We start from the raw sequence: 19835 nt of genomic DNA, 5'->3' as shown, positions 1-19835 counted from the left end.
TAAGCATCGGTAAACGTCACCAAATATCAGTCCGCGCCCTGGCGTCGCGGTCGCCTCAAACCGGCACCCTGCCCCTTTGACGACGATCAATGCCACGGTTCGCCATAACGGGCAGAGCGATAACCGGAGGAGCCGGCATGACGGACGGGCACGGCACGAAGCAGGACGGCAAGGCGCAGCGCGTCGATCGGGCATCACGCGACGGCGAGTCGTCCCCGGTTCCAGCGTGTCGTCACTGGCATGTCATCCGCGACGACGATCTCGCGGAGCTGCTGTCCGCGCATGCCGACCTGCGCAGCCTGTGCAGCATTCTGGAACATTGCGCCGACTGCTTGCCCGTCAGGCCCTCGGCACGTGATGCGGACTGGATCTGTGCGCGACTGGCCTTGGTGACCGAACGGTGCGACGATGGCCTCGAGCCGACGCTCGACACGCTGTTCCGGCGAACCCCGTCCCAGCCGCTGATCGGCGTGTTGCTCGATCATGTCGCCGCACACCGCGCGACCGACGCCGTCTACGCACAGGATCTCATCGTCGCACTCGATCCGCGTTCGATCGAAGCCGACCGGTTCGCGCCCGACATGCTCGGCTATATGTTGCGATGCTTCTTCGACGGCTGCCGGCGTGCCACCGACTTCACCGAGCTGTCGATCCTGACCCTGGGGCATGCCCGCCTCACGCGCGCCGCCAGGATGCGGCTGACCGACAGCCTGGCGCGTAGCACTTCACCCTGAGCACAGCCTGCTGTCGGTCCCGGCGTCGCTATGCCGGATCGGCGCGCGCCGCGAGAGCGTCGCGGTCGACAATGGTGATGGCTCGTCCGCCGGGCAAGCCGATGACGCCGCGAGTCTTCAGCTGCGTCATCTGCCGGCTGACGGTTTCGATCGTCAAACCCAATATGTCGGCGATCTGACCCCGCGAAAGCGGGAGGTCGAACGTGACCGGCCCGCTGGGCGTTCCCCTGCAACCGGTCGCCGCGGCACGGGTCGCCATATCGACGAGAAACCCTGCGACCTTCTCGCTCGCCGATTTGCGCGCGAGCGTCAGCATGCGCGATCGTGCTTCGTCGAGCGCGGCAAGCGTGCGTTGCAGCAACAGCCGCTCCATCCGCGCATGATCGGTCAGGACGCGCTCGAACGACGCCCGCGGAAAGATGCACACTTCCGCGTCGGTCAGCGCCGACACGCTGAAATCGGCCTGCCCGGGATAGGGCTGCCCGACAAAGTCGGCGGGGTATAGGAGCCCGACGATCTGCTCGCGACCGTCACCGCTCGATGCGACGAGCTTGAGCACGCCCGACAGGAGATTGGCGCACAGGATATTGTCCTCACCCGCCCAGATCAGCGTCTCGCCACGCCGCACGATCCGCCGCCGACCCAGGGTATTGAGCGCATGCAGTTCGCTATTGGTCAGGCTTCCGCAGAGCGACTGATCGCGAACTGCACAGTCGACGCAGATGGTTGCAGCAAGCATGACGGCAGATATAGCGCCCGGTCGCCGAATTGACCGCATCAATTCGGCGCCGACTGGTCAATATCGCCGGACGGGCCGGGCAAGATATGTTGCCCGACACTGTCTACGGCATGTCCGGTACGTCGATCTCGTCATCGGCCGGCAACGAGAATTCATGCCACATGCCGTTCAGCACTCCGAAGCCCAGCGCAAGGCCGAGGCCCAATACCCAACTGAAATACCACATTATCTATCGTCCTTGCCGCACGGAGTGATCAGTAGAAATCGGGATTGGTCGCGACCTCGTGCGCCGTGACGCGGCCCCACATCAGCTTGAAGGCCCATGCGGTGTAGGCGAGGACGATCGGCAGGAAGACGGCGGTGACGAACAGCATGATCCCGAGTGTCTTTTCGGAGGATGACGCATTCCAGACCGTCAGGCTCGAATGCTCATCGATGCTGGACGGCAGGATGTAGGGGAACATCGACAGCCCGACGGTCGCGATGATCCCCACCGCCGATGCCGAGGATCCCGCAAATGCCGCACTCTCGATCCGTCGGCGTATCCCGATCAGCGCGACCACCACGCCGCCGAATCCCAGCAGCGGAGCGATCATCATCCAGGGATGGAGTGCATAGTTCGCCAGCCATGCGCCCGCAGCGATTTCGCTCGTCGTGCGCAGCGGATTGGACGGCCCCGCCGCCTCGATTGTCCCGACGATGCGGAACCCGATATCGGTCCAGGCGACGAACGCCCAGCCGGCCGCGAACAGGACCAGTGACAGCATGCCGGCCAGCGTCCCGAACCGCGTCGCGCGGTCATGGACCGGGCCATGCTCGACCTTGATCGCCAGCCACGCGCTGCCGTGCAGGACCAGCATCGCGACCGACAACAGGCCGCAGATCAGCGTGAAGGGCGTGAACAGCCCGAGGAAACTGCCGTCGAAAAAGGCGCGCAGATCGCTGTCCAGCCGGAACGGCGCCCCCGACAGGACATTGCCGACCGCGACCCCGAAGACGAGCGCAGGCACGACACCGCCCACGAACAGCGCCCAGTCCCACCCGGACCGCCACCGCGGATCCGGCCGCTTCGACCGGTATTTGAACCCGACCGGTCGCAGGATCAGCGCCGCGAGCACGAGGAACATCGCGAAATAGAAGCCGGAAAAGCTGACCGCATAGACGAACGGCCAGGCGGCAAAGATCGCGCCGCCACCCAGGATGAACCAGACCTGGTTCCCCTCCCAGGTCGGACCGACCGAGTTGATCACCATCCGGCGCTCGGAATCGGTCCGTGCGACGAACGGCAGAAGCGTGGCGACCCCGAGGTCGAACCCGTCGGTCAGCGCAAAGGCGATGAGCAACACCCCCATCAGCCCCCACCACAATATGCGCAGCGTCTCATAGTCAAACATCGGATCGTGCCTTTCGGATCAGGCGAGAAGGGGTCAGGCGGGGATCGGGTCAGCAGCAACGGGGCGCGTGGCGCCGCGCCCTGCCGGTCCGGCATCGGGCACCGGATAGGCATCCTCGTCATGCTCGAACGGCCCCTTGCGGATCGTCGCGAGGATCAGGCGGACCTCGATGACCGCGAGCGTCCCGTAGATTGCAGTGAAACCGATGATCGTCGTCCACAGGACCCCGCGCGTCAGCGAGGATGCGGCGAGGAAGGTCGGCAGCACGCCCTCGATCGCCCAGGGCTGGCGGCCGATCTCGGCGAGCATCCAGCCCAGCTCGATCGCAATCCAGGGCAAGGGGATCGCGATCACCGCGAGTTTCAGGAACCACCGCGTCTGCGTGTGCAGGCGGAGCGACGTCAGGACGAACGCCGCACCGAACAGCGCGATCATCAGGACCCCGATCGCAGCCATGATCCGGAAGCTCCAGAACATCAGCGGCACGTTCGGCACCACGTCCCATGCCGTGGAAGCGATCAGTGCGGGGCTGGCAGTGCGCGGATCCGCGACATGCCGCTTGAGCAACAGGGCGTAGCCCAGGTCACGCTTGTGCGCCTCGAACCGTGCGCGTTGTACGACGTTGGCAGGGTCGGTCTTGAGCCGTTCGACCGCGTCATAGGCGACTACGCCCGACGTGATCCGCTCCTGCGCCTTGAGCACCAGTTCGGACATGCCGGTGACGGTGCCGTCGAGGCTGCGCGTCGCGATCAGCCCGAGGACCCAGGGGATCTGGACCTCGTACCGGGTTTCCCGGGCGGCGACGTCGGGTACCCCGAACAGTGTCAGACCGGCCGGCGCCGGTGCCGTGTGCCAGGCCGCCTCGATCGCGGCGAGCTTCATCTTCTGGTTGTCGGTCAGGGCATAGCCGCTCTCGTCACCCAGCACGACCACCGACAGCGACGCGGCCAGGCCAAAGGCTGCCGCCACCGTCATCGATCGCCGTGCCACGCCCTTGTAGCGGTCGGTCAGCAACCAGAAGGCGCTGATCCCGAGCACGACCACCGCCGCGCAGACATAACCGGCGCTGACCGTGTGGACGAACTTGGCCTGCGCGATCGGGTTGAACAGGACGGCGCCGAAATCGGTGACCTCCATCCGCATCGTTTCCGGATTGAACTTTGCACCGACCGGATTCTGCATCCAGCCGTTCGCGATCAGGATCCACAGCGCGGACAGGTTGGTGCCGAGCGCCACCATGGCCGTGACGAGCAGATGCCCGAGCTTCGACAGCCGCCCCCAGCCGAAGAACATGATGCCGACGAACGTCGCTTCGAGGAAGAACGCCATCAGCCCCTCGATCGCGAGCGGCGCGCCGAATATGTCCCCGACATAATGCGAGAAATACGACCAGTTCGTGCCGAACTGGAATTCCATCGTCAGCCCGGTGGCCACCCCCAGCACGAAGTTGATCGCAAAGATCCGCCCCCAGAAGCGCGTGATCACGCGCCAGATCGGCCGGTTCGTCATGACATAGACCGATTCCATGATGACGAGCATCATCGACAGGCCCAGCGTCAGCGGCACGAAGAGAAAATGATAGAGCGCGGTGAGCGCAAACTGCAGCCGCGACAGGTCGATGACCCCGAGGTCCATGGAACGGTCTCCCCCCCCGGCGAACATGCCGGTTTGGTCGGGGCGTAAGTGGCGCGGCCGACCAGAACATTGACCGCGGTCAAAGACCAGACGAACGGCAATACGCGACAAGCCTGTCCATGACGGCACTTTCTTCGAGCGACCTCCCATCCACCGACCCGACGCCCCGCGCGCGTCGCCAGTGGCTCAAGACCATCGCCCAGGGCGGTCGACGCGGCGATGCGGCGGCGGCGTGGCTCATGCTCGACAGCGTTGCCGCGATCGGCTTTGCCGGCGGCCTGGCGGGGGCGATCGTCGCGGTTCCGGCCGGTGCCGCAGCGGTCCTGCCCTGGGCAATGCTCGTCGTTCTGTCCGGCGGCCTTCGCGGTCTCGTCGTCATGCTCGCGACGCGCAGGGGCGCCCGCCAGGCTGAAGACGCCAAGGTGACGCTGCGTCGCCGGATCGTCGCGTCGGCGCTGCATCGCCACCTCGGTGCGCCGACGACCACGGGCGTCCTGATGGCCGCGGTGGTGGACGAGGTGGACGCGCTCGACGGCTATATCGCGCGATTCCTGCCCGCGCGCAAAGCAGGCGCCATCGCACCCTTCCTGATCCTGCTCGCGACCGCGTTGGCCAGCCCCGTCGCCGCGGGCATCCTGGTCGTGACGCTCATACCGTTCATCGTCGCGATGGCGCTTGCGGGGGGTGCGGCCGCGGACAAATCCCGGCGCCAGTTTACCGCGCTGGCCCGGCTGACCGGGCGGTTCGCGGATCGGGTGCGGGCGCTGCCGGTCGTCCTTGCGTTCGGCGCCGAGGGCCGCGAGGCGCGCGCGCTCGGGGTCGCCGCGGACGAACTCGCGGCGCGGACGATGGGCGTGCTGCGCGTCGCCTTCCTGTCCTCGGGGGCGTTGGAGTTCTTCGCCGCACTCTCGGTCGCGCTGGTCGCGGTCTATTGCGGGTTCAACCTGCTCCACCTCCTGCCCTTCCCGGTGCCCGAGCAGCTCGATCTCGGCCGCGCCTTCTTCGTCCTGGCACTCGCGCCCGAATTCTACGCGCCGATGCGCCGTCTCGCCGCCGCCTATCACGACAAGCAGGCGGCCGAGACCGCGGCGGATCGCCTGATCGCCCTCCCCGCGCCCGCCTGTCCCATGCCGGCGTCGCTGCCATCGACGCCGCACGCACTGCGGCTCGAAATGCCCGCTCTTCCCGCACTGGCGTTCCAGTCGGTCGCGATCCGCTATCCCGACGCGGAACGGGACGCTGTGTCCGACCTGTCGTTCGACGTTCCGTCCGGCCGCATCGTCGTGCTGATCGGACCATCAGGCAGCGGCAAGACCAGCGCGCTGCACCTGCTGCTCGGCCTCGCGCCGCTGGTCGCGGGCGATGTCCTGATCGACGACCAGCGGCTCCCACCCGGCGGTTCGCTCGCGCCGCGCGCATCCTGGGCTGGCCAGCATCCGTTGATCATCGCCGGAACGATCCGCGAAAACCTGCGCCTTGCCTGCCCCGACGCCACCGACGATGCGATCGACCGCGCGGTGGTGCAGGCCGGTCTTCGGCCGATGCTGATGGCACGCGGCGGCGGTCGGATGGCCGCCGGTCTCGACACCCGGCTCGATGCGCGCGGCGGCGGGCTGTCCGGTGGCGAACGGCGGCGGCTTGCCCTGGCGCGCGCCATGCTCAAGCCTGCACCGATCTTGCTGCTCGACGAGCCGACGGCGCATCTCGATGCGCTGTCGGAGATCGCGCTGGTGACGACGATCGCGGCGGCCTGTCGCGGCCGGACGACGCTGATCGCGACGCATAGCGACCGCCTGGCCGGCATTGCCGATCACGTGGTCCGGCTTGGAGACCCCGCATGACCGGTCCACTCGACAGGTTGCTCGCGCAGGAGCGACGTGCGCAGCGCCCACTTCTCGCACGCGCCGCGCTGCTCGCCGCGCTCGTTGCGGCGGCATCCGTCCTGCTGCTCGGGCTGTCGGGCTGGTTCATCACCGCCGCCGCGATCGCCGGTCTGGCGGGCCCGGCGGCAGCGCTCGCGTTCAACTACATGCTGCCCAGCGCGGGAATCCGGCTTCTTGCCATCCTGCGGACCGGCGCACGCTACGGCGAGCGCCTCGCCAGCCACGAGGCGGCGTTCGGCGCGCTCGCGCGGATCCGCCCGGCCATCTTCCGCGTGCTCGCAGCACAGCCCGCTGGTACCGCGCTCGCCTTCGGGACGGGCGAGGCGACCGCCCGGCTGATCGGCGACGTCGATGCGATGGAGATGCAGTTCGTACGCCAGTCCGCGCCTTGGGGCGTCGCCGCCGCGCTGATCGCGGGGCTCGGGCTCGTATCGCTCGGCAGCGTCGGAGCCTCGATCGCCACCGCGTGCTGCATGGCGGTGCTCCTGATCGTTGCCGACCGGCTTGCCCGTCGTAGCGCGCCACTTGGCCAGGCGGTGCAATATGCTGCCGGGGCACTTCGCGAGACGTTCGCAGGCCTTGCCGATGCCGCCCCCGAACTGCGATGCTTCGGGCTCGAGCCCTGGGCCACCGCGCAGGTCGACGATCGAAGCCGTGCGCTCGCCGCCGCGCAGCGTGCGCAGGCAGAAGCCGCCGGATGGCTGGATCTGCTGCACGCGACGGCCGTCGGTATCGCCGCCGCCGGCGCCGCGATCCTGTCGGCGGGATCGGGGGCGCCACGGGCTGCACTGGCGGCGCTGGCAGCGGCGATGACGATCGACGCGGGAACGCCGGTGTTGCGCGCAATGATCGAGCGAGGTCGCATGCACGCGGCACGCGACCGGCTCGACGATATTCTGGAAACGCACGAGAGCGCGGAGCCTTACCTGCAGGATGCATCTCCGCGCGCCTTGCCGAACACGACCGGTCCAGCCCATAGCGCACTGCACTTCGTCCTGCCGGCGGGGACGTGTCACGTGCGGCGGGGCGATCGGGTCGCGCTGACCGGCCCCTCGGGAATCGGCAAGACGACGCTCGTCGAAAAGATGCTGTCGTTGCGGCCGAGCACGCTTGGCGAGATATGGCTGGACGGAGATGATATCGGCCTGATCCCGGCAGAGATATCGCGGCGCAGCTTCGCCTGGGCACCACAGGATGCCGCGCTGCTGTCGGGCACGGTGCGCGACAATCTGATGCTGGCCAACCCGGATGCCGACGATGCCACGCTGTGGCGGGCGCTGTACGACGCGGTGCTCGACGATCGGGTCCGCGCGCTCGATCACGGACTCGACGCGTGGGTCGGTGAAAACGGCGCACGCCTGTCGGGCGGGGAGCGGCGCCGTCTCGCGGTCGCGCGTGCCTATTGCTCGCTCGCGCCGTGGCTCGTGCTCGACGAGCCGAGCGAGGGGCTGGACGGCACGACCGAAAAGCTGCTTGCCGTCCGACTGGCGCAGCGCCTCGACACGACCGGACAGGGGCTGATCCTTGTGAGCCACCGCCCGGCGCTCGTCGCCCTCTGCCCCCGGCGTTTCGACCTGACACAGGCGGGATCGGACCAGCGCAGCGCCGCCTAGCACCGGCGCCGGACGCTGTCGCTCAGCCCGCCGCGGCCCGCGCGAGCTGCGCCCGATCGAGGATGATGACGCCGCGCCCGCCCGGCAGGGCAAGGACCTCGCGGCGTTTCAGGGACGTCATCTGCCGGCTGACGGTCTCGATCGTCATCCCCAGCAGTGCGCCGACCTCCGACCGGCTCATCGGCAGGTCGAAGCGGGCCGGGCCCGGCTGACCCATCCGCCGTGCCATTTCCAGCAGGAACGTGGCGATCCGCGCGCCTGCGGCCTTGCGTCCCAGCATCAGCATCCACATCCGCGCATCGTCGAGCGCACCGAGCGTGCGGTGCAGCAACAGGCGTTCCATCGCCGGATGCGCGTCGAGCATGTTTTGCAGCGCCGCGCGCGGGTACACGCACAGCTCCGCATCGGTGATCACCCGGATCGTCTCGTTCGCGGTGTCGGCAAACAGGTCGCCGACGAAATCACCGGCAAAGGCGAGGCCGACAATGTGTTCGCGACCCTGGGGCCCCGTGCGCATCGCCTTGAGCACGCCCGACACGACGGTGGCGCAGATCGCGTTCGGATCCCCGCTCCAGACCAGCACCTGCCCTGCTGGCATCGTCCGCCGTCGGCCGATCCCGTGCAACGCGACTAGGCCCGCGTCTTCAAGCGTCGCACACAGCGCATCGTTGCGCACGCTGCAGGCGGCACAGCGCGGCGGCAGCGTCGCGATCGCCCCGCCAACCGCGCTAGACCGCATGGCTGAACCGTGCCGACGCGGTCTGCCGGTACGCGTCCAGTCTGCTCGCAATGACGCGCGCATAGGGAAGCGCGTCTTCGCTCAGGCGGAGCACATTCCCCTCCCAGGCGATCAGCCCGTACCGTTCGAACGGCGTCAGCCGACTGCGGATGTCCGCCCCGCCGTCCAGCGCGGTCAGGTCGGCCGTGCCCCGGGTCAGGATCGTCTCGATCGCCCGGCCGCGCAGCCTGTCTTCGGGGCTGCGCCGCAGCCCACGACAGGTTGCCAGGGCTCCGGCATCGATCCGCATGCCGTAGCGTCCCGTATTCTTCTCGGTCTGCAGGATCCGGTCGGGGAAATCGCTGATCGCGCTGGCCCCAAGACCGATCAGGATCTCCGCCGGGTCTTCGGTGAATCCCTGGAAGTTGCGGCGCAGGCCGCCGCTCGCCGCCGCCTGCGCCAGCGCATCGCCCGGTCGGGCGAAATGGTCGAACCCGACCGGGTCATAGCCGGCATCGACCAGCATGCGATGCGCCAAGGCCGCCTGCGCAAAGCGCTCCGCCGTTCCCGCCAGCCCGTCCGCGACGATGCGTCGCTGGCGCGGTACGAGGTGCGGGACGTGCGCATAGCCGAACACCGCAAGCCGGTCGGGGCCCATCGCGATGCTCTCGGCGATGCTGGCCCGCAGGCTCTGCTCGGACTGTTGCGGCAGGCCATACATGAGATCGAAATTGATCGACCCGACACCGGCATCGCGCAATAGCGCTGTCGTGCGACGGATATCCTCCGACGGCTGCACACGCCCGATCGCCGCCTGGACCTGCGGGTCGAGCGTCTGGACGCCGAGGCTGACCCGCGACACCCCTGCTCGCCCGATCGCCCCCGCCCAGTCGCGGTCGAAGCCACGCGGATCGACCTCGACCGATAGTATCGCATCGGTGCAGTCGAACGCCGTCCTGACGCTTTCGACGAGCCGGAGAAACGCCGCCGGCGGAATCGCATTCGGACTGCCGCCGCCGAACGCGATCCGTCCCACGCGGACGCCAGTCACCCGCTGCGCGACGAGTGCGATCTCGCGTTCGAGCCGTTCGACATAGGCGGCGAGCCGCGCGGCGCGGTTCGCCGCCCCCGTGTTGCAGCCGCAATACCAGCAGATGTCCCGGCAATAGGGGATGTGCAGATACAGCGAGACGACCATGCCCGGCGCGATGGCCGCCAGCGCCTCCTCCATATCGACCGGACCGACATCGTCGCCGAATTCGGCAGCCGTCGGATAGCTGGTGTAGCGCGGCACGGGTGTCGCGAGCAGTTCGGGGTGATAGGTCCACATGCGATGATGGGTGCGATGTCCCCTTCGGCGGGTCTTTGATCGGCATCAAATCCGCGTTTGGCCGTGATCAACGCCCCCGCCTGGCCGCACGCCTAGCCCGAACGCATCCCAATCAGGAGTCGGGCAATGAAGCATCTTACCATCGGCGTAGTTCTAGCCGCCGCCGGCCTCGGCATCGCCACGCCGGCCATGGCGCAGGACCCGGCACCGCGCACCGGTATCCAAGCCGGCGACGTGCTCGTCCGCCTGCGCGCGATCCTCGTCGCCCCGAACGAACGCTCGGGCGGGATCCTCCCGACCTTTCCCGGCGAGCGCGTCAGCGTCGACAACAGCGCGATGCCCGAGATCGACGTCACCTATATGGCCACCGACCAGATCGGCTTCGAACTGATCGCCGCGACGACCAAACACAGCGCCAGCGGGCGTAGCGGGACGACCGGATCGATCGGCAAGCTGGCCTCGACCTGGGTGCTGCCCCCGACGCTGACCGCGCAATATCACCTCAACCCACGCGGCTCGATCCGTCCCTATGTCGGGGCCGGACTGAACTACACGATGTTCTGGAACGAGGATGCCTCGGCGGGTCTCGAAAAGGCGGTCGGACGGACGCGGGTACGTATGAAGGACAGCTTCGGCTGGGCGGCGCAGGCCGGGGTCGACGTCGACATCACGCCGAAGGTCTTTCTCAACCTCGACGTCAAATATATCGACATCGACACGAGCGCCCGCCTGCGCACGACGGCAATCGGTACGCAGAACGTGAAGATCAATCTCGATCCGCTCGTCTTCGGCGTCGGTCTCGGCCTGAGGCTTTAACCCCACGGCCGAACAGGACCGCGGGCCACCGCGCCCGCGGTCCTAGTCGTCGAACGCCGCGACCGAGACGCGGGTGCCGCGCAGGAACGCGTCGGCAACGAGCGTGAAGGGGGTCGTGTCGACCTCGCTGCGCCCGTCGCGGACCAGGGCGGCGAAACGCGCATAGAGCCCGGCATATTCCGCATCGTCATGCTCGCTGCTGCCCTCGGGCAGGGTCAGCACCGCGCCGCCTTTGGCAAGACGGAGCGTGCCGGCGTCGGTGTCGACGACGATGTCCCAGCTTTGCGGGCCGGTCTGGCGCCAGTCGAGATCCATCGTGATCGGTGTGCCCGACGCACTGCGGAAAGCGAGATCGGCGGCGATCGGCGCGGCACGATTGGCCGGTGTCGACAGTGTCGCGGACGCCAGGAAGAACGGCTCGGGCAGGATCTCGGTCGCGATCGACAGGGCATTGATGCCCGGATCGAATACGCCGAGCCCGCCCGGCTCCCAGATCCACGCCTGACCGGGATGCCAGACGCGGACGTCTTCGCGCCAGACGATCGACACGCGGTCGATGCGACGGTCGGCAAGCCAGGCCTTGGCGGGCGCGACACCCGCCGCGAACCGCGAATGCCAGCCGGCGAACAGCGTCGCGCCGGTCTGTGCTGCCTGAGCCTCGAGCGCGTCGACCTCCGCGAGTGTCGCGCCCGGCGGCTTTTCGAGGAACACGTGCAGGCGCTTTTCGAGCGCCATCGTGGCGAGCGAATAGCGCACCTGCGGCGGCGTGCAGAGAGCGATCGCGTCGATCGCCGGACCTTCGGCGAGCAGCGCCTCCAGCGACCTGAAGTTGACGACGCCCTCGACGCCCGGATCCCGCGGGCTGACGCTGGCGACGAGCTCGAATTCGGCGTTGCCCGCGATCGACGGGAGATGCTGGTCGCGTGCGATCTTGCCCATGCCGACAACGGCGATGCGGATACCCGCCACGCTCAAAGCGCCTTTACCGAGACCGACCGCGGTGCGGCCCTGGTCAGCGTGTTGCGCAGCGGCAGCGTGAAGGGCGCAGCCTCGATCTCGAACACGTCGCCTTCACGCGTCGTCACGCCCTCGGCGAACGACAGCGTCGCAGTCCCAAAGAAATGGACATGGATGTCGCCCGGGCGGCGGAACAGATCATATTTGAAATGATGCGCCTCGAGATTGGCGATGCTGTGCGACATGTTCGCCTCGCCCGACAGGAACGGCTTCTCCCACAGGACGGCGCCGTCGCGGTGGATCCGGCTCATCCCCTCAACATGCTCGGGCGGTGGGCCGACGAGCAGCTCCGGGCCGAGCGACGCCTGGCGCAGCTTGGAATGCGCGAGCCACAGATAATTGTGCCGCTCGGTCACGTGATCGCTGAACTCGTTGGCCAGACACAGGCCGAGCCGGAACGGCGTGCCGTCAGCCCCGATCAGGTAGATCCCGGCAAGCTCGGGCTCTTCGCCACCATCCTCGGCAAAATCGGGCATCTCCAGCGCTGCCCCCGGCGCGACGAGGCCCGAACCGTCACCCTTGTAGAACCATTCGGGCTGCTGGCCGCACTCGCCCGGCCCCGGCTTGCCGCGCTCGACCCCTTCCAGGAACATCCGCATCGAATCGGTCTGCTTTTCGGCATCCGCCGCGGCACGGTGCATCTTGTCGCGCCCCTCGGCCGAGCCGAGATGCGTCAGCCCGGTACCCGTCATGACGACGTGCGCCGGGTCGACATGATCGATCGGCGACATCAGACGACCGGCCGTCAGTTCGGCCGCGATGTCGACGCTGGCGCCCGTACCGCAGGCCGCGACCGTGGCGGCAAGATCAAGACCCTCCGCGATCGCCCGTTCGGCGAGCGCGCGAACGCTGTCGATGCCGGGAACGAAAGCCGCCCCCGCGCTGGTGGCCGCGATCACCGATCGCGTGCCGTCGACGCCAACATGCTGCAACAGGCGCAAGCTCATCTTCCTCTCCTTTTCGGGTGCCGCTGTTACGGTTCGCCCGGACGTCATCATGCAGGGAATTGGCGGGTCAGCCGGCGACGACGCCGTCGATCAGCCGCGGCGCGTCCGTGTCGTCACGCACGCAGGCGGGCAGCAATTCCGGCAGCAGGTTCTGGTAGGATACCGGCCGCAGGAAGCGGTCGATCGCCAGGCTGCCGACCGAGGTCGTGCGACCGTCCGACGTCGCCGGGAACGGTCCGCCATGGACCATCGCATGCGCGACCTCGACACCCGTCGGCCAGCCATTGGCCAGGATCCGCCCCGCCTTGCGCTCGAGCAGTGGGATCAGGTGCGACGCCATCCCGGCATCGCCCGCATCCATCTGGATCGTCGCGGTCAGCTGACCTTCCGCGGCGCGCAGCACGGCATGGAGCTCGTTCTCGTCTGCGCAGCGCACCAGCAGCGACGACGCCCCGAACACCTCATGTCCCAGTGCCGCGTCGCTCAGGAACTGTGCAGCTGTGGTTTCGAAGAACGCCGCCTGCCCCTGTGCGACACCTTCGCCGACCTTGCCCTGTGCGATCGTCTTGACCGCGTCATGGCCCGCAAGCGCCTCGACGCCCTTCTGGTACGCGGCATGGATGCCGCCGGTGAGCATGGTCGCCGCCGGTGCGTCGGGAAGCGCGGTCGCCGCTGCGGCGACAAACGCATCGAGCCCGTCGCCCTCGATGGCGAGGACCAGACCGGGATTGGTGCAGAACTGCCCCGCGCCCATCGTCAGCGACCCGACGAACGCCGTACCCAGCGCCGCGCCGCGCGCTTTCAGCGCCTCGGGCAGCAGCACGACGGGATTGATGCTCGACATCTCGGCATAGACCGGGATCGGCACGTCGCGCGCCTGCGCCAGCTTGACGAGTGCCAGGCCGCCAGCGCGCGACCCGGTGAAGCCGACCGCAGCGATCCGCGGATCCTGGACCAGCGTGCTGCCCAGATCATTGCCGGGGCCGACCAGATGCGAGAACACGCCCTTTGGCAGGCCGCAGGCAGCAACCGCCGCCTCGATTGCGCCAGCGACCATCGCGCCGGTAGCGGGGTGCGCCGGATGACCCTTGACGACGACGGGGCAGCCGGCAGCGAGCGCCGAGGCGGTATCACCACCCGCGGTCGAGAAGGCGAGCGGGAAATTGCTCGCGCCGAACACCGCGACCGGGCCGAGCGGGATCATCCGCAGGCGCAGGTCGGGACGCGGCAAGGGTGCGCGGTCGGGCAGCGCCGAGTCGATGCGGACACCCATCCAGCCGCCGCGGCGCACGACGCCTGCAAACAGCTTCAGCTGGCCAACGGTACGACCCCGCTCGCCCTCGAGCCGCGCGCGCGGCAAGCCGCTCTCGCGCATCGCAGTGACGATCAGCGTGTCACCGAGCGCGACGATCTCTTCGCCGATCCGTTCGAGAAAGTCCGCGCGGGCCGCATTGTCGGTCGCGCGATACGCATCAAACGCCGCGTCGGCGGCAGCGCAGGCCGCGGCGACGTCATCGGCGCCGTGCACCGCAAAGGCCTCACCGGTTGCGAGCCCGGTCGTCGCGTCGATCGAACGGAACGCGTCGTGGCCGGCCGTCTTGGCCGTCTGGATATCAGTCATGGATAGTAGCTCCCTTATACTCAGACTTATGCGCAATGGCCCGATTTAGCAATCTTTTGGCGTTCCTTGATGGCACGCGGACTGTTACGCCGTGATGATGGAGCAGGCGCTATGACGATCAACGACGACGATCCACAGGAGATTGTGACCGACGCCGGAACAGCACGCAGCCCCCGGGGGACCGGCCGCCGCCTGCACGGCGCGGTGGCGCACAAGCTGGGCACCGCGATCCTGTCGGGCGAATATGCGCCCGGCGACACGCTGGCCGGGGAAGTCGATTTCTCCAAGACGCTCGACGTGTCCCGAAGCGCGTACCGGGAGGCCGTCCAGGTGCTGACCGCCAAGGGGCTGGTCGAGAGCCGGCCCAAGATCGGCACGCGCGTCCTGCCCCGCAGCCGATGGAATCTGCTCGATCCCGACGTGCTCGCCTGGGCATTCGCGGCCGAGCCCGACATCATGTTCGTGCGCGACCTGTTCGAACTGCGCGCGATCGTCGAACCGGCCGCCGCCGCGCTCGCGGCCGAGCGCCGCGACCGCGCCGATCTGAAGATCATGAAGGACGCGCTCACCGCGATGCGTCGCCACACGCTCGCGACCGAGGCGGGCCGCGCGGCGGATCGCGAATTCCACGACGCCGTGCTGACCGCGACGCGGAACGATGCGCTGATCGTGCTGAGCGCCAGCATCGGCGCGGCGGTCAACTGGACCACCCAGTACAAGCAACGCGCCCGCGCGCTGCCCCGCAACCCGATCCCCGATCATGTGCTCGTCTATGACGCGATCGCGGCTGGCGATGCCGCGGCGGCAAGTGCCGCGATGCGCACGCTGGTCGACCTGGCACTGGAAGATACGAAGGCGGCGATGCAGCGCTGAACGCGCCGCACCGCCGCCATTCGGATCATCCAACCGCGACCGGCTCGGGCAGCGCATGCGTCACGCGCGATCCCCAGAGCGCGTAGAACAGGATGTAGAGTTCACACGCCGCGGTCAGCAGGAACGAGATCTGCAGGCCATAACGGTCCGCGAGCCAGCCCTGCACGATTACCAGTGCACCACCCGCGATTGCCATGATCAGCAGCCCCGACCCCTCTTCCGTCAGCGGTCCGAGCCCGCGGATGCCGAGCGTGAAGATCGTCGGGAACATGATCGAATGGAACAGCCCGACCGAGATCAGCGCCCACATCGCGACGTGCCCGGTAGTGAAGGTGGCGACCAGCATCACGACGAACGCGCCGATGCTGGCCAGCGCCAGGACGTGCTCCGCCGGAACGCTACGCATGATGACGCTGCCGACCAGCCGCCCGACCATCATCCCGCCCCACAGGATGAACAGATAGTGCGAGGCCTGCTCATGCGTCAGATTGCCGATCTGCGGCTGGCTGACGAAGTTGATAAAGAGGTTGGCGACGCCGATCTCGGCGATCAGATAGATGAAGATTGCCGGGATGCCGAGCACGAGGTTGCGATGCGACCAGAGCGACAGGCCCTTGCGATCGGCCTTTGCCGAACGCTGCGTCGCCGCCCCCATTGCCGGCAGCGGGAAGCGTGCGATGACGACCGCGAGCACGACCAGCACGCCCGCGACGATGAGATAGGGCAGCACGACTGACTGCGCGTCGGCAAGCCGCTCGGCGGGGGTCAATACCGCGGTGGATCCGGCGACCGCCGTACCCGAGGTCGAGCGGCCGAGGATCAGATAGCCGCCGAACAAGGGCGCGAGCGTCGCACCCGCCGAATTGAATGCCTGGACCAGGTTGAGCCGTGACGAGGCGGTCTCGGGCGGGCCGACGACCGCGACATAGGGGTTCGCCGCGACCTGAAGCAGCGTGATGCCGCTGGCGATCACGAACAGGGCGAACAGCGTCACACCATAAGACGGCAGCCGCGCGGCGGGCACCATCATCAGCGCGCCGGCGGCCATCATCGCGAGCCCGAACACCATCGCGCGCTGATAGCCGACACGCTCGATCAGCTTGGCGGACGGGATCGACGCGAAGAAATAGGCGATGAACCAGACGCTCTCGATCAGCGTGGTCTGTGTGTAGCTGAGATCGAACACGCTGCGCAGATGCGGCAGCAGCGTGTTGTTGATGACCGTGATGAAGCCCCACATGAAGAACAGGCTGGCCAGCAAGGTCAGCGCGGATCGGTAGCTCGGCCCCTCCGCACTGCCCCCCGTCCCCGGTGCAGCGCCTGCGATCGTCCCGTGCGTCTGTATCGGCATCGCCATAATCGTCCATCCTCCGTGCCATGTCGGCGACTGAACATCAGTCTTTTCCCGCATGGCTTGCTCAGAAATATATTGTCCGACTATATACCCCCATAAGGCGCGTCAACGGCGTCAGAGGATCAGGATAGGAACCGGAATGAGCGGAATCGGAAAAACGGGGATCATCTTGGCAACTCTCTTAGCCGCCCTGGCAGCGCCGGCGGCGAACGCGGCCGAGGCCAGGCGCACCCCCGCGGGTACGCTGCGCGACGGCACGGCGATCGAGGCGATCACGCTCAGCAACGCGCACGGCGTCTCGGCGCGCATCCTGTCCTACGGCGCGACGCTGCAATCGCTGATGGCGCCCGACCAGGCCGGCAAGGTCGCCGACGTCGTGCTCGGCTATGATGACCTCGCCTCCTATGTCGACCATCCCAATTTCTTCGGCGTGACGGTCGGGCGCTTCGCCAACCGCATCGCCGGCGGCCGCTTCACGCTCGACGGCAAGGCCTATCAGCTTCCGCTCAACGACAAGGTCAATTCGCTGCACGGCGGCGGCAAGGGTTTCGACAAGGTCGCGTGGAAAGTCCTGTCGATCAAGGACGGCCCGACCGCGACGCTCGTGCTCGGCCACCGCAGCGCGGATGGCGAATCCGGCTATCCGGGCAATCTCGACGTCACCGTTACCTACACGCTCGACGAAGCGGGCAATCTCGGCATCGCCTATGATGCCAGGACCGACAAGCCGACGATCGTGAACATGACCAATCACGCGATCTTCGACCTTGGTGGCGAGGGATCGGCGATGGGCGCGAACGGCCACCGGCTGACGATCCCCGCCAAGGCGATCACGCCCGTCGACGACAAGCTGATCCCGACCGGTGCGTTGCAGCCCGTCCAGGGGACCGTGTTCGACTTCCGCAACGGCCGGATCGTCGGCGAAGGGCTTCGCGACGGTCGCGACCAGCAGATCCGCTACGGCCACGGCTACGACCACAACTTCGCGCTCGACAAGGGCGTCACCGCCAAGCCCGAGCTGGCCGCGCGGCTTGAGGATCCTGCCTCGGGACGCGTGCTTGAAGTCCTGTCGACCGAGCCCGGCGTTCAGTTCTACACCGGCAATTTTCTTGACGGGACGTTCATCGGCAAGCACGGCCATCTCTACCGGATGGGTGACGGTATCGCGCTGGAACCGCAGAAATTTCCGGACGCACCGAACAAGCCGAATTTCGTCTCTGCGCGTGTCGATCCGGGCAAGCCCTATCATCACGCCATGATCTACCGCGTCTCCGTCGCTCGCTGATATTCGACCTGCTTACCCCGGAAAGCCTCTCATGACCGACTTGCCCAAACTCCGCAGCCGCGCGTGGTTCGACAATCCCGAGAATATCGACATGACCGCGCTTTATCTGGAGCGCTATCTGAACTTCGGATTGAGCCTTGAGGAACTGCGTTCGGGCAAGCCGATCATCGGCATCGCGCAAACCGGCAGCGACCTCAGCCCCTGCAACCGTCACCACCTCGTGCTCGCCGAACGGCTGCGCGAAGGCATTCGCGAGGCGGGCGGGATCGCGCTCGAATTCCCGGTCCATCCGATCCAGGAGACCGGCAAGCGCCCGACCGCCGGGCTCGACCGCAACCTCGCCTATCTGGCGCTGGTCGAGGTGCTCTACGGCTATCCGCTCGACGGAGTCGTGCTGACGATCGGCTGCGACAAGACGACGCCCGCCTGCCTGATGGCGGCGGCGACGGTCAACATTCCCGCCATCGCGCTGTCGGTCGGGCCGATGCTCAACGGCTGGCACAAGGGCGAGCGGACCGGCTCGGGCACGATCGTGTGGAAGGCGCGCGAGCTGCTCGCGACCGGCGCGATCGACGATGAGGGCTTCATCAAGCTTGTCGCCTCGTCCGCGCCCTCGACCGGCTATTGCAACACGATGGGCACCGCGACGACGATGAACAGCCTGGCCGAGGCGCTCGGCATGCAACTGCCCGGCTCGGCCGCGATCCCCGCGCCCTACCGCGACCGCCAGGAGGTCGCGTACAAGACCGGCAAGCGGATCGTCGACATGGTCGCCGAGGATCTGAAGCCCTCCGACATCCTGACCAAGGAGGCGTTCCACAACGCGATCGTCGTCAATTCGGCGATCGGCGGATCGACCAACGCGCCGATCCACCTCGCCGCGATCGCGCGCCATATCGGCGTCGACCTGCCGATCGACGACTGGCAGAAGCACGGTCACAAGGTCCCGCTGATGGTCAACCTTCAGCCCGCCGGGGAGTATCTCGGCGAGGATTATTACCATGCCGGGGGCGTGCCCGCCGTCGTCGCCGAGCTGATGAAGCAGGGCCTGATCCACGAAGACGCGATCACCGCCAACGGCAAGAGCATCGGCGACAATTGCCGCACCGCGACGATCGAGGACGAGCGCGTCATCCGTCCGTTCGCGACCCCGCTGCTGCAGGATGCCGGCTTCATCGTCCTGCGCGGTAACCTGTTCGACAGCGCGATCATGAAGACGAGCGTCATCTCGCCGGAATTCCGCGAACGCTATCTCAGCAATCCGGACGATCCCGAGGCGTTCGAAGGCCCCGCGGTCGTGTTCGACGGCCCCGAGGACTATCATCACCGGATTGACGATCCGTCGCTCGGCATCACCACCGATACGCTGCTGTTCATGCGTGGCGCCGGGCCGATCGGCTATCCGGGTGCCGCCGAGGTCGTCAACATGCGTCCGCCCGCTTATCTCATCCGCGAAGGCGTTCACGCGCTTCCCTGCATCGGCGACGGTCGCCAGTCGGGCACGTCAGGCTCGCCCTCGATCCTCAACGCCAGCCCCGAGGCGGCGGCAATGGGCGGCCTCGCGCTGATCCGCACCGGCGACCGGGTTCGCATCGATCTCGGCAAGGGCAGCGCCGATGTCCTGATCTCCGATGAGGAACTCGCCGAGCGACGCCGCACGCTGACTGCGGCGGGCGGATACGCCTTCCCGCGCTCGCAGACGCCGTGGCAGGAAATTCAGCGCGCCACGGTCGGCCAGATGGAAACCGGTGCCATCCTAGAAGGTGCCGAGAAATACCAGCGCATCGCCCAGACGATGGGCCTGCCGCGCGACAACCACTAGGTCTGAGCCGCCGGGTCGCGCACGCCGCGCGGCCCGGCGGGCGCGAACAAATTC

At 67.6% G+C, this 19835-nt stretch carries 17 protein-coding genes; 7 read left to right on the top strand and 10 right to left on the bottom strand.

What is annotated here, in order from left to right; all coding sequences use genetic code 11:
• Nucleotides 1–137 precede the first annotated feature (137 nt).
• Nucleotides 138–734 carry a hypothetical protein gene (locus tag SOM18_RS00255; RefSeq protein WP_052149058.1) on the top strand — a complete coding sequence of 199 codons (597 nt, stop codon included), beginning with the start codon at nucleotides 138–140 and terminating at the stop codon, nucleotides 732–734.
• 28 nt (nucleotides 735–762) lie between these two features.
• Here the strand turns inward: SOM18_RS00255 and SOM18_RS00250 are convergent, their stop codons facing one another.
• The 4 genes from SOM18_RS00250 to SOM18_RS00235 all read right to left on the bottom strand — a co-directional run bounded on the left by SOM18_RS00250 (nucleotide 763) and on the right by SOM18_RS00235 (nucleotide 4502).
• Nucleotides 763–1473 carry a Crp/Fnr family transcriptional regulator gene (locus tag SOM18_RS00250; protein WP_037529129.1) on the bottom strand — a complete coding sequence of 237 codons (711 nt, stop codon included), beginning with the start codon at nucleotides 1471–1473 and terminating at the stop codon, nucleotides 763–765.
• A 103-nt stretch (nucleotides 1474–1576) separates the two neighbouring features.
• On the bottom strand, nucleotides 1577–1699 hold the full coding sequence (cydX, locus tag SOM18_RS00245; RefSeq protein WP_031440400.1) for a cytochrome bd-I oxidase subunit CydX: 123 nt from the start codon (nucleotides 1697–1699) through the stop codon (nucleotides 1577–1579).
• A gap of 28 nt (nucleotides 1700–1727) precedes the next feature.
• On the bottom strand, nucleotides 1728–2867 hold the full coding sequence (gene cydB, locus SOM18_RS00240; protein WP_031440401.1) for a cytochrome d ubiquinol oxidase subunit II: 1140 nt from the start codon (nucleotides 2865–2867) through the stop codon (nucleotides 1728–1730).
• A 33-nt stretch (nucleotides 2868–2900) separates the two neighbouring features.
• Nucleotides 2901–4502 (bottom strand): cytochrome ubiquinol oxidase subunit I, encoded by a 1602-nt coding sequence (locus tag SOM18_RS00235; protein WP_031440402.1) that lies wholly within the window; start codon nucleotides 4500–4502, stop codon nucleotides 2901–2903.
• 119 nt (nucleotides 4503–4621) lie between these two features.
• On the opposite strand from SOM18_RS00235, the gene cydD reads away from it, so the two are divergent.
• On the top strand, nucleotides 4622–6343 hold the full coding sequence (gene cydD / locus SOM18_RS00230) for a thiol reductant ABC exporter subunit CydD (RefSeq protein WP_031440403.1): 1722 nt from the start codon (nucleotides 4622–4624) through the stop codon (nucleotides 6341–6343).
• Entirely contained in the window at nucleotides 6340–7998 is a 1659-nt protein-coding gene (locus SOM18_RS00225; protein ID WP_031440404.1) for an amino acid ABC transporter ATP-binding/permease protein, read from the top strand. The genes cydD and SOM18_RS00225 overlap by 4 nt, the downstream gene beginning before the upstream one ends.
• A gap of 22 nt (nucleotides 7999–8020) precedes the next feature.
• Here SOM18_RS00225 and SOM18_RS00220 read toward each other — a convergent pair whose 3' ends face one another.
• Together SOM18_RS00220 and SOM18_RS00215 are read right to left on the bottom strand one after the other, a co-directional pair.
• Nucleotides 8021–8737 (bottom strand): Crp/Fnr family transcriptional regulator, encoded by a 717-nt coding sequence (locus SOM18_RS00220; protein WP_320481132.1) that lies wholly within the window; start codon nucleotides 8735–8737, stop codon nucleotides 8021–8023.
• Nucleotides 8727–10046, bottom strand: coding sequence for a radical SAM protein (locus SOM18_RS00215; RefSeq protein ID WP_031440406.1), 1320 nt, complete (start codon nucleotides 10044–10046; stop codon nucleotides 8727–8729). Before SOM18_RS00215 ends, SOM18_RS00220 begins: the two co-directional genes overlap by 11 nt.
• Nucleotides 10047–10172: 126 nt before the next feature.
• Between SOM18_RS00215 and SOM18_RS00210 the strand changes: the two genes are divergently transcribed.
• Entirely contained in the window at nucleotides 10173–10862 is a 690-nt protein-coding gene (locus SOM18_RS00210) for an OmpW/AlkL family protein (RefSeq protein WP_031440407.1), read from the top strand.
• 42 nt (nucleotides 10863–10904) lie between these two features.
• On the opposite strand, the gene SOM18_RS00205 is transcribed toward SOM18_RS00210, so the two are convergent.
• From SOM18_RS00205 to SOM18_RS00195, 3 genes are all read right to left on the bottom strand, one after another.
• A complete protein-coding gene (locus SOM18_RS00205; protein ID WP_128082123.1) occupies nucleotides 10905–11831 on the bottom strand; it encodes a Gfo/Idh/MocA family protein in 927 nt (308 codons plus the stop codon).
• Between the two features lie 2 nt (nucleotides 11832–11833).
• Complete coding sequence (gene araD1, locus SOM18_RS00200; RefSeq protein ID WP_031440410.1) at nucleotides 11834–12826, bottom strand: AraD1 family protein; 993 nt, start codon at nucleotides 12824–12826, stop codon at nucleotides 11834–11836.
• 67 nt (nucleotides 12827–12893) lie between these two features.
• Complete coding sequence (locus SOM18_RS00195; protein ID WP_031440411.1) at nucleotides 12894–14447, bottom strand: aldehyde dehydrogenase (NADP(+)); 1554 nt, start codon at nucleotides 14445–14447, stop codon at nucleotides 12894–12896.
• Nucleotides 14448–14558: 111 nt separating this feature from the next.
• Here SOM18_RS00195 and SOM18_RS00190 point away from each other — a divergent pair, with 111 nt between their 5' ends.
• The gene (locus tag SOM18_RS00190) at nucleotides 14559–15320 is read left to right on the top strand and encodes a FadR/GntR family transcriptional regulator (RefSeq protein WP_056407587.1); all 762 of its coding nucleotides are present in this window, start codon (nucleotides 14559–14561) and stop codon (nucleotides 15318–15320) included.
• A gap of 25 nt (nucleotides 15321–15345) precedes the next feature.
• Here the strand turns inward: SOM18_RS00190 and SOM18_RS00185 are convergent, their stop codons facing one another.
• Nucleotides 15346–16677 carry a sugar MFS transporter gene (locus SOM18_RS00185; protein ID WP_031440413.1) on the bottom strand — a complete coding sequence of 444 codons (1332 nt, stop codon included), beginning with the start codon at nucleotides 16675–16677 and terminating at the stop codon, nucleotides 15346–15348.
• Nucleotides 16678–16813: 136 nt separating this feature from the next.
• Between SOM18_RS00185 and SOM18_RS00180 the strand changes: the two genes are divergently transcribed.
• Nucleotides 16814–17959, top strand: a complete 1146-nt coding sequence (locus SOM18_RS00180) for an aldose epimerase family protein (protein WP_042466992.1) — start codon at nucleotides 16814–16816, stop codon at nucleotides 17957–17959.
• A 31-nt stretch (nucleotides 17960–17990) separates the two neighbouring features.
• Nucleotides 17991–19781: an IlvD/Edd family dehydratase gene (locus SOM18_RS00175; RefSeq protein ID WP_031440415.1), complete on the top strand. Its 1791-nt coding sequence runs from the start codon at nucleotides 17991–17993 to the stop codon at nucleotides 19779–19781.
• The last annotated feature ends 54 nt before the right edge of the window (nucleotides 19782–19835 follow it).

The sequence above is a fragment of the Sphingomonas sp. CFBP9019 genome, from assembly GCF_034045155.1.
Classification (GTDB): domain Bacteria; phylum Pseudomonadota; class Alphaproteobacteria; order Sphingomonadales; family Sphingomonadaceae; genus Sphingomonas; species Sphingomonas aerolata.
This window is presented reverse-complemented; position numbering and strand designations above follow the sequence as displayed.